7 protein-coding genes and 2 pseudogenes are annotated in these 10,380 nt (G+C 50.7%); 3 read left to right on the forward strand and 6 right to left on the reverse strand.

Annotated features, from left to right (window positions below):
- A partial coding sequence (locus PHV74_11965; GenBank protein MDD5095073.1) for a type III restriction endonuclease subunit R occupies positions 1-2,094 on the forward strand: 2,094 nt, incomplete at its 5' end.
- Positions 2,095-2,191: 97 nt separating this feature from the next.
- Positions 2,192-3,013 carry an HAD family hydrolase gene (locus PHV74_11970; protein MDD5095074.1) on the forward strand — a complete coding sequence of 274 codons (822 nt, stop codon included), beginning with the start codon at positions 2,192-2,194 and terminating at the stop codon, positions 3,011-3,013.
- 310 nt (positions 3,014-3,323) lie between these two features.
- On the opposite strand, the gene PHV74_11975 is transcribed toward PHV74_11970, so the two are convergent.
- The 5 genes and pseudogenes from PHV74_11975 to PHV74_11995 all read right to left on the reverse strand — a co-directional run bounded on the left by PHV74_11975 (position 3,324) and on the right by PHV74_11995 (position 7,816).
- Positions 3,324-3,512 (reverse strand): hypothetical protein, encoded by a 189-nt coding sequence (locus tag PHV74_11975; GenBank protein MDD5095075.1) that lies wholly within the window; start codon positions 3,510-3,512, stop codon positions 3,324-3,326.
- A 412-nt stretch (positions 3,513-3,924) separates the two neighbouring features.
- Positions 3,925-5,115 (reverse strand): Xaa-Pro peptidase family protein, encoded by a 1,191-nt coding sequence (locus PHV74_11980; GenBank protein MDD5095076.1) that lies wholly within the window; start codon positions 5,113-5,115, stop codon positions 3,925-3,927.
- A gap of 173 nt (positions 5,116-5,288) precedes the next feature.
- A pseudogene (locus PHV74_11985) lies at positions 5,289-5,429 on the reverse strand (IS5/IS1182 family transposase).
- Positions 5,430-6,199: 770 nt separating this feature from the next.
- Entirely contained in the window at positions 6,200-7,267 is a 1,068-nt protein-coding gene (locus tag PHV74_11990; GenBank protein MDD5095077.1) for a hypothetical protein, read from the reverse strand.
- 408 nt (positions 7,268-7,675) lie between these two features.
- Positions 7,676-7,816: a DUF5679 domain-containing protein gene (locus PHV74_11995; GenBank protein ID MDD5095078.1), complete on the reverse strand. Its 141-nt coding sequence runs from the start codon at positions 7,814-7,816 to the stop codon at positions 7,676-7,678.
- A gap of 466 nt (positions 7,817-8,282) precedes the next feature.
- Here PHV74_11995 and PHV74_12000 point away from each other — a divergent pair.
- Positions 8,283-9,102, forward strand: a pseudogene (locus PHV74_12000) (IS3 family transposase).
- Between the two features lie 236 nt (positions 9,103-9,338).
- Here PHV74_12000 and PHV74_12005 read toward each other — a convergent pair.
- Complete coding sequence (locus PHV74_12005; protein MDD5095079.1) at positions 9,339-9,776, reverse strand: SRPBCC family protein; 438 nt, start codon at positions 9,774-9,776, stop codon at positions 9,339-9,341.
- Positions 9,777-10,380: the final 604 nt, after the last annotated feature.

The following is a 10,380-nucleotide window of genomic DNA, read 5'->3' on the forward strand; positions in this document are numbered from 1 at the left end:
TTACTGATGGATGAATCCCATCGCTACCGGGCTTCGGCGGGCGTCCGGGCTATCAACGAACTAAAGCCGTTGATGGGGCTTGAACTCACGGCAACGCCCTTTGTCGAAACCGGCAAGGGAGCGGTAGCGTTCAAGAACGTGATCATCGACTATCCGCTGGGAAAGGCAATGGCCGATGGGTTCGTCAAGGAACCGGCGGTGGTCACGCGGAAGAACTTTCACCCGGCGGGAATGTCTCCGGAGGAGATCGAGCGGCTGAAGCTTGAAGATGGCGTGCGGCTGCATGAGCAGACTAAGGTGCTGTTGGAGACTTATGCTAGAGAGTCTGATCAGGCCATCGTCAAGCCCTTCATGCTCATCATCGCCAAGGATACCACTCATGCCGGCCAGTTGATGCAAATGATCCGGAGAGAGGACTTCTTCGAGGGCCGCTACAAGGCCAAAGTGATTCAGGTGGACTCCAGCAAGACGGGTGCCGAGGCGGACGAGGTGATCGAGCGCTTGCTGAAGGTGGAACATGCCGACGAGCCGACGGAGATCGTGATTCATGTGAATATGCTCAAAGAAGGATGGGATGTCACCAATCTCTATACCATCGTACCGCTGCGGGCGGCTAACGCCAGAATCCTCATCGAGCAATCCATAGGACGCGGCTTGCGGCTGCCTTATGGCAAGCGCACCGGCGTTGCTGCCGTCGACCGACTGAATATAGTGGCACACGATAAATTTCAGGAGATCATTGACGAGGCAAACCGGGCCGATTCGCCGATTCGATTGCAGGCCATTGTCCTCGCCCCGGAGGACCTGACTCAGAAAACGAAGACGGTGGTTTCGCCATCGCGGCTTGACACCATGCTCGGCATACGCCCCCTCAACGTCTCAGCTACAACTGTGATTGCCGGTGCCGATAAGCCCAAAACATTTGCAGACCCGGAAGAAGAACACATTGCTCAAGTCACTCGCGATGTCATCCGCAAGCTGGAAAGCCAACCTCAGAAGCTGCCAAGCCTATCTCATCTGAGCAAACCCGAGATTCAGGCGGAAGTGATGCGCGGAGTTGCCGCTCAGTATCGTCCTGCTCAATTGGAGATGAAGGGGATCAGGAGGCAACCAGATATTGGCGCCATCGTGCAGAAGACGTCGGCAATGGTCATTCAGCAGACCATCAGTATCCCGCGCATCATCATGGTGCCCAGAGGCGAGGTGAAATGTGGTTTCAAGCCTTTCACACTGGAACTTGGCACGCTCAACTATCAACCGCCTTCGGAGGAACTGTGGGTCCAGTACTTGCGCACGGGTGGGATGGAAGTGATAGGGTTGGGCAAAGGCGGCATTCGAGAGGCGAGATTGGAGGATTATGTGGTCAGCGGCCTGGTGGACTTCGACGATGTGGCCTACGATAACCACGCTGACCTGCTGTATGATCTGGCGAAGCAAACAGTGGAGCACTTCCGGAGTTATCTCTCGGAGGAGGACACGCGGAAGGTTTTGCGCTTGCATCAGAGAGAGATCGCGCGCTTCATCCATGCGCAGATGCAGCGACATTATTGGGAGGGACCAGTTGACTACGAAGTCGTGGTAAGGCAGGGTTCCACTGAGTTGAAGCAAAGCGTCTACACTCAGTCCGAACCGACTAAGGATTTTCGCCAATCTCCAGAGGATAAAAGCAATATGTCCGGATACCTCTTCGGTGGTTTCCAGAGATGTCTCCACTGGGTCGAGAAGTTCGATTCGGAAGCGGAGCGCATTCTTGCCGTCATCCTCGATCGGGAGGCAAGCAAGTGGTTCAAACCGGCCAAAGGGCAATTCGGGATAATTTACAAGTCCGGGGCGGATTATCCGGAATATCAGCCTGACTTCGTGGCTGAGACTAAGGACGTTATTTATATGCTCGAACCGAAGGCAAGGAATCAGATGGACAATGACGATGTGTTGGCCAAGCGAGATGCCGCGGTCACGTGGTGCGAGCGCGCGAGTGCTTATGCAGCAAGTTGCGGTGATAAGCCCTGGAGATACGCGCTTATTCCTCACGATTTGATCAAAGAAAACATGACGCTTGAATGGCTGGTTCAAACTTCCGGCCTCACGAAATGAGCGAACAAGGACCGACCCTTAATGTCCCCTGCGGGGTGGTTACTGGCTAGGATGAGAATCGACCCACGAGGAGAATGAGGTGCGTAAACTCATTACGATGGCGATAGCATATGATTTCGATGGGACCCTTTCACCGGGGAATATGCAGGAACATAGCTTCCTTCCGGATATTGGGCTGACACCGAACGAGTTCTGGAGTCTGGCGGATCAACTTGCCAAGGAACATGAGGCGGATAGCGTCCTAACGTATATGAATCTAATGCTGAAGAAGGCAGCGGGGGCAGACGTCCGAGTTAGAAGAGAAGATTTCAGGAGTCATGGAAGCTCAGTCAAACTGTTCAAAGGTGTCCCATCATGGTTTGAGCGTATCAATGATTATGGGAAGCACGTAGGACTCAAAGTGGAGCACTACGTCATTTCCTCCGGTCTCCGTGAAATGATAGAAGGCACAGCCATTGCGCATCAGTTCAAGATGATCTACGCTTCGGCTTTCAAGTACGACGCAAATGGCGTAGCTGAATGGCCAGCATTGGCAATAAACTTCACAACAAAAACTCAGTACCTGTTTCGCATAAACAAGGGTGTTCTCGATGTGTATGACAACAAGAAGATCAATGAGTTTGTGCCAATGGAAGAGCGCCCAATTCCGTTCGGACGCATGATCTTTATCGGTGATGGTGAAACGGACATCCCCTGTTTCAGCTTGGTCAAAGGCTTGGGTGGGCATTCAATTGCTGTTTACAAGCCCAGGACTAGAGACGCCATGGGGAAAGCACTGAGATTGGTTGACGATGGCCGTGTGAATTTTGTGGCTCCGGCGGACTATTCTAAGGGGAGCAGACTTGACACTATCGTTGGGGCAATAATGGAGAAGATCGCTCGTGACTGTGAACTGGATTTTCTCGGCAAGCAGGAATAACCTGTTGAAGTCTTCGATCTCATGGAATGGTCTCCCAAAATAAGACCACGCCGTCTTTTCCGGACTTGAATTGGGGGATCGCTACTAATAGATGAACTTGAACAAGCCCCGCGAAGTTGTGGGAAGTGCCCGTGCCAAATGCTCGAGGTGGAACACTTACCGTCGAGCCTATACGGGTTCGCCTGACTGGCCGGTCATTCTGCATTTGCGGAAGAAAATGTTCCTCAGAGCTGCAACGACAGCATGTCTTCATTTGGCACATGGCATAGTACTTGATGTTGGCACAGGGCCGGGGCGATTGCCTCTTCTCTTAGCTGAGCAGGCCCCGAATCTTACATGTATTGGTATCGATATTGAAGAGGTCCTCCTCCGCGATGCCGTAAGAGACGCGCGCCAGAATCAAGGGCATGATCGCATCTCCTTTTTGAAAGCTGATGCTTGTGCGCTCCCTTTTCAGGATCAGTCCTTTGATGCTGTGATCAGTATGTTTAGTCTCCACTTGTGGTCATATCAGGACAAGGCGGTTGCGGAGTTGCGCCGAGTGCTTAAGGACGAGGGGTTAGCTGTGGTTATGGTGGGCAGGCGGTATGTATGTCATAGAAAGTTTTGGACGTTGGATTATGTGACAAAGGACTCTGCTAAGAGCATGAAGGTACTACTTCATGACGCTGGCTTTGGCGATGTGGAAATAACATATTTTGAATATGGGGCGATGCAAATAGTCGGTCAGAAGTAGGTCTGGGTGTGAGAGCAGACAATCGCCCGTTGCCCTTACAGCTTATGGTCCTGTGCTATGTCCGTGTGCAGATCATCAGAAACACAGTGCAGCATCTGGAAAAAACTCGAATCCCGGAAAGGAGACGAGTGAGACCGATTCAACAAATCTCGGAATTGTCAGATCAATTTGCACATTATAGCGCTTTTAGGCTGTGGGTCAACCTTTCGTAACCCGATTTGGTGACTAGCACGGTATCCTCGATGTCAATGCCACCCCATCCCGGCACAACCAGTTTGGGTTCGATGGCCAAAGTCATTCCCGGTTGCAGCACCGTCTTGTTACGAGGCGCGATCAAAGGTTGTTCATCGATCTCCAGACCTACCCCGTGGCCGACGTATTCCACACCGCATTGTCCGTATCCCATGAAATAGTCGAAGCAATCATACTTGAGGGCAATCCTCTTGGCGGCATCATATATTTCGCTCACGGCTGCCCCCGGCTTGACGGCCTCGATAGTCTCGGTCTGTATCTCCCGGGTGATCTTGAACATCTCCTGCTGTTTAGCGTCAGCCTTTCCGAGAACGAAGGTTCTGGCCTCATCAGCATGGTATCCCTGATAGACGGTGCCTTTGTTGACGATCACCAGGTCCCCCTGTTTGAGGGAGCGCAGGGATGAGCCGTAAGGATGGGCGGGACTTGTGCCCACTGAGGAAATAGCGACGGCACCCCCGCAAATCTGATCCGTGTTCGGGCCTGAAGCCACCAACCCGAAGCAGCCCGAACCTGCCAGCATTCTGACCGACATGGCCTCCTCTGCGCCGATAGCCCGCTGCACCCTTTCGATCTCGCATTGAATCTCCATTTCGGTGATACCTTCTTTGAGCATTTCTCGGCATCTCTCGAATCCCTGGCGGGAGATGGCACTGGCTCTTTTGAGGAGTTTGATTTCCGCATCTGACTTGACCATCCGGGCGCTCAAGATGGCAGGGGAGATGTCTTCTATTTTGCAGTGAGGCAACAGACAGAGTAACTTATCCCAGAGGTTCGCGGAAATTAGGTCTTTTTCTACACCGATCGTTCTAGCTCCTGGGGCGATCTCGGCCAGCGCTATGATGAGCTTCTCCATGCCCTGGAAGCGCCTTATGTTGTCAGGTGGCAACCAACTGTCCCTCAGGGCCACGTCGATGCCCATTCTGACGAAAAGCGTAGGATCACCGGCGTTGGGTATGAGCAGGGTGGAATACGCTGCTGTTCCGGCAAAATAGTAGACATCCGGGTGATCGAAGACAAGGGCCACATCGATGTTTTGCCCGGCCATCCGGCTTCTCAGGTTAGCAAGCCTGGAGCGGTATTCCGCTGGTGCTATGTCGATCCGCTGGTTCATAGACCTCCTTATCTGCTAGGCGGGTTGTGTAGTTAGGGAAGCTCTGATTCAAGTAGTCATAAAATGTCTTCCGGCTGTTTATGTCCTCTGAAATCGAGGTTTAAAAGCCAGATTTGGCTGGCTTTCTATCTCCACCCCATTTTTTCGGGGAGAAATTCGTGATTTTGCGCAAACTAAGCCTTCATCAACAGTAAACCTCTGCGAACCAGATACAAGTTGGCTAGGGAAAATTGAATGAATACCTGGGCAGCATTCTTTGCCAGACCTTTGTATCGCGCCTTCCGATAACCCCTCAGATGCTTGACGACCAGAAAGACGCTCCCCGTTTGCCCGTGTCCGATCTCGGTCGTGATTCCAGTCCCGGTCAACTTGTGTTAGCGGATATCCTGTCGTTCCTCTACGATCAATATGCCACTCAATCCCCCGGGATTCAAATGCTTCACTCTTTCTCAAGTGACCGTTTCTAGTAGACCACTTCACTCACACAACATCAAGCCTTTTTCGGAAATGTTGCCCATGTCAGTGTGACATACTCAGAGGCGACACTCACTCATTTTGTCTGCTGTTGTAGATCGGCTATTCTTCCTGCATAATATTCACAAAAATAGACCACCCGCAAAGGCAAAGAGACGAAGCAGCGGAACATCAAAGGCGATGAACGCCCATACAGTAACAATGATGAGTTTCTGCCCATGGACCTGCCCTATCCCCGTCCATCATAAAGTCGATCGCATCGTTTCTTGAGAGGTGTTCTGTCGCATCCCCGAGTTCACGGACCAAATGAGACAAACAAAAGCCTGCGCTCCATGATTTGATCGGGCTGGCATGTGGGTCGAAACACTCAACAGGCAGAAGCGGCTTTCATATCAGATTCCAATGGTTGACCGAACCAATTGTTTGGTCATGGGGGTGTCGGTTTCCGGATTGGCAAAAGAGCTTTACCGACTGTCGAAAAACTCGTCTTCTCGCCAAATTCAAGCCTTTTCCACGTTCAGAAACTGGCATCGAAGAACAGTTTTCAAGCTTTCTCGACAGTCTCTTTGGGCGCACTCCGTTCGGTTGTCAAAATGGACATTGGGGTGGGTCAAGAAAGTGGCTCCTTCCTGCTGACAATACTGATTGCTATGGCGCCAATGCCGATTGCTATAGCGCCTATCAAAGCTATCACCCAGCCAATGTGGGGAGTAATGTCTATTCTTAAATCCCAAACCCGATAAGCCACACGGAAGTAGACAAAGTTCGCAATTATTACCACAGCAGATAATACGCTAAGCCAGCCCCAGAGCTTCTTGAATTGTTGGCCGGTGGCTAAAGCATAGGTTGTAGAGAGGATGGCAATGGATGCAAGAACGATCATAAGAATAAGGGGCAGAGTGGTCCCAGACCAGTGAGCCCCCGAATTAGCAATGAGGGAGGAATTGTTAAGAAAGTCGAATTTAAGGAAGGAATCATTACCACTAGCATATGAGGTATGTACGGAATACCAGTCCAGAGCCAAGGAGCTTAGCATCATTATGGCTCCAGTTATAATAGTCAGGAAACCCATGGCGATCCCTCTCTGTACCAATGCTATCTGTGCAATCGCTCTCGGTAATAAGGCTACCTGCGAATGTGGCTTCTTCTTGCTGCCAATACCGATTGCTATAGCGCCAATCAAAGCTACTACCCAGCCAATGTGGGGACGGACGTCTTCGCTATATTCTTTACCCGAATAGACCACAAGCAAATAGAGGAAGTTTGCAAGTAATGCCGCAGCAGACAATAAGCTAAGCCATATCCAGAGCCGTTTGAAGCGTCGGCCAGTAGCTAAAGCATAGAATGTGGAAAGGATGGCAATGGATGCAAAAACGATTACAAGGATAAGTGGCAGAGCGGCCCCATACCAACTAACCCAATAATCCACGGAACTGGAGTGGCGAAGATCGTCGAAATCAAGGAAGAAAAATTCGTAACCATATACGGTGTACCAGACCAGAGCCATGGCGGTTAGCATCATTATGGCTCCGGTAATAATGATAAGGAAACCCAGGGCGACCTCTCTTGGTAACAACGCTGCCTGTGAGAGTGGCTTCTCTGATTCTGTTGATGGAGGTGTTACACTATGCATGATCTGTCCAGGCTGCCTGACGCTCGAATCAGGAGAGACTTTCATACCAGAGTCCAATTGTTGACGAGATCGCAGGTTCGGCCAGAGGGGTACCGTTCTCCCTATTGACAAGGGGAGGGTTTATGGGTGTTGTACGCTACGTTTTGTGTGCTTCTGGGCTATTAGCCGGTGTAACCCATGTAGCCCAAGGAAGACACACAGATAAACAGGCGCAGCCAATATCAGCCAGACTTGCCAGAGGGAGTGTGATTTCTCCAGCTCTCCTGAGATAACAAAATAGAAGAATGCGATTACCAAGAATGTTGGTACGCTTGCGAATAATCTCCAGATGCCTGCTGATGTTATCAAGGCAAGGTACTGAAGTAAGACAAACAGCACGAAGAGAAGCAAAGTCATTTTTTCCCTTCATTATGATAGGTGAGGAGACGCTCTGATAGGGCTGCCTTGGACCGGTTAGCTCTTCCCGATCCTGAACATCTTGGTGCCGCAGGCTGGGCACACACCCTGTGTCGCTGGCTTTCCGTTCTTCATGGTGATGGCCTTCGGATTCTTGATCTCCTGCTTCACCCGACACTTGACACAGTAAGCTTGCATAGGCGCCTCCTGTATGAGTCGTGAATGATAGAGCATCCAAACTTGGGATGTCAATTGGAGGCAGGCAACAGTGTAGAACGAGCGATGGAGTAAACATTAAGTTGTTTTGTCACTTTTTGGGTAAATATGCGACTACGCAGTTCCCTACCCCGTCTCACAATAAATCACTTCTACCGTCAGATGTAACAGTCACAGGCTCATGGCTTGAGCGCCTCACTAGGATTGTATGAAGGACGTTTGACATGAGTATCATCATCCTGCCTTTCACCGATGACGACCGGGAATAGAATCATGAGCAGAAAACCGGATAAGGGCCAATGGCTTGCATGCCTTTCTGGTGCTGAAACATCTGTGGGTTTATCTGAAAGTGCGATGCAAAGCCTACTCAAAAAGCCCCGAATCCGTGGATTGTTGCCGAAGATTAAAGCCAAAGAGATTCACCGCTAAAGACACCTCCGGGGTGGTTGAAATAGAAATGGAACTGGCCCGGGCAAAGCGGGAGCTGGTTGAGACCCGGATGGAGCGGGACCTGCTAAAAAAGTAGCCGCGTACTTTGCCAAGGAGTCGCTGCCCGGTACGCGATGATGAAGAAGATGCGGCTTCAATACCCGGTGCCGATGATGTGCCGAGTTTATCAGGTGTCGGCCAGCGGCTACTATGCATGGTCGGAGAGACCGCCGTCGAAGTGAGCTCGTGAGGAAGCACGGCTGGAACTGGAGATCAAGGCAGCGCATAAGCGGACGCGTCAGACCTGTGGTCCGGATTGGTTGCGGCGCGACCTGGAGGAACACGACGTCCATGTCGGGATAGGGCGGATCAAACGCCTCCGGAAGAAGCTGGGCATATGCTGTAAACAGACAAAGAGGTTCAAGATGACCACTGACTCCAGGCATGTAGCGGAGAACCTGTTGAATCAGTAATTTGAGACATCCAGACCAAATGCCGTATGGGTGAGCGATATCACCTATATCCCGACAGGGGAAGGCTGATTGTATCTGGCCGGACACAAGGATCTCTGTATCGGTGAGACCGTTGGATATGCCATGGGAGAGCGGTTGACGAAGAGCCTGGTGAGTCAATCTCTGTTGAGGGCAGTGGCCGCGAAACGACCGGCAAAGGGGCTGCTTCATCACTCTGATCGGGGAAGTCAGTATTGTTCTTATGAATACCGGAGTTTACTCGAACGGTTTGGGATGAGGGCATCGATGAGTCGGAAAGGGAACTGCTATGACAATGCGCCCATGGAAAGCTTCTGGGGAATGCTCAAGCAGGAACTGGTTAACCACTGCAACTATTGACTATTGATGGTTCACTCTCACATGCGTGAGCCGCATGTGCCTGCTGCGCAATTTACCCTTGATGTCTTTCCCCAACAGACAGACCCCCCTGATGGATGAAACAGTCAGATCACAATGAAGGCACTGCTCCGGCCCCGTTACTGGTCAGGCTCGCCTGAAGATGGCCTGATTCGTATTATCGCAGTCCTATTTCATCTGACGTACTACAATCTGTGTTAAGTTCCTCAGTGATTAATTTCGACAAGTTGCTTCAGATTTTCTAGATATACATCACTTTTTGTCATGGTCTCTTCCACCATTGGCACCAGAAATACGCCAAGTCCCCTTCCCCTAACCTTGCTAATCAGAGTTATTTTCGTTCTATCATTCTCCTGTGCTTGAAAATCGAAGGAGATAGTGGTCTCAACACCCATAATCCGAGTGCTCACGATATGGGAATAAGACCTATCATGTTTGATTACTTCGGCTTCGGAATCTATGGACCAATTGCCTTGCTTCAGAGTCTGAATCAATATCGAGCCTCTTTGTATGGGGCCACCGCCTTTTACTTCTGACTTAGCAATTTGGAGTAACCATTTGGGAAGATTCTCCTGGTTAGTCACGTAATCGAAGAGTCGTTCAGGGGTTTCATTTATGATGATTTCTCTCGTGACTGAAGCCATTTGTTCTCCTTTCGTGACAATTTTTATACGGACATGCATTTTCCCTCACGTCTTTTCCAACCACGGGTCTTATACCCCACCCTACCTATTCTGCCACTTCAAGAGTTGGAATGGCTGGCTGGTAGAAAGACTGGATAGCTTTAAGGGACCATGGAGAGGTGTCGCACTGAATTGCAAGTTCGGACCTAATGGCAGATGGGTACGGCTGGAATTGCGAAGCCTGTTGAGCCAAGGATCGTACTGCTGGTCTCCAAGACTACATGGATGATTTTTTCTCTTCTACTCATCCATTATCGCTGATGGTCCACAAAACCACGAACAAATGTCCATATCCCAACCGCTCTCTTATCTGGATCAGTTTTCGGGGAGCAGGTCAAAGCGCTAAGTCTAGCCCTTTACAAACAAGAGCATTATGTGATTTCATAGCCATTCGACGTCATCGGGTCTCTCAGGCGGAGTCACTCCGTTGCAACCGGGGCCATTAGATACGCCTCAAGTTGTCCAATCCCCTCGTTTGAGTGGCTTGTTTCTGTATGCAACAGATGGTACTCCCTGACTTTCCGGGTTTCTTTGACTTCCTGCACTTCGATGTCATGGGGCAAGC

The organism is Dehalococcoidia bacterium (genome assembly GCA_028711995.1).
Taxonomy (GTDB): Bacteria; Chloroflexota; Dehalococcoidia; order SZUA-161; family SpSt-899; genus JAQTRE01.

Bases quoted from the DNA above. Each gene is read 5' to 3' on its own strand.
- PHV74_11970 (MDD5095074.1), top strand. From the start codon at position 2,192: ATGGCGATAGCATATGATTTCGATGGGACCCTTTCACCGGGGAATATG.
- PHV74_11980 (MDD5095076.1), bottom strand. From the start codon at position 5,115: ATGAACCAGCGGATCGACATAGCACCAGCGGAATACCGCTCCAGGCTT.
- PHV74_11990 (MDD5095077.1), bottom strand. From the start codon at position 7,267: ATGAAAGTCTCTCCTGATTCGAGCGTCAGGCAGCCTGGACAGATCATG.
- PHV74_11995 (MDD5095078.1), bottom strand. From the start codon at position 7,816: ATGCAAGCTTACTGTGTCAAGTGTCGGGTGAAGCAGGAGATCAAGAAT.
- PHV74_12005 (MDD5095079.1), bottom strand. From the start codon at position 9,776: ATGGCTTCAGTCACGAGAGAAATCATCATAAATGAAACCCCTGAACGA.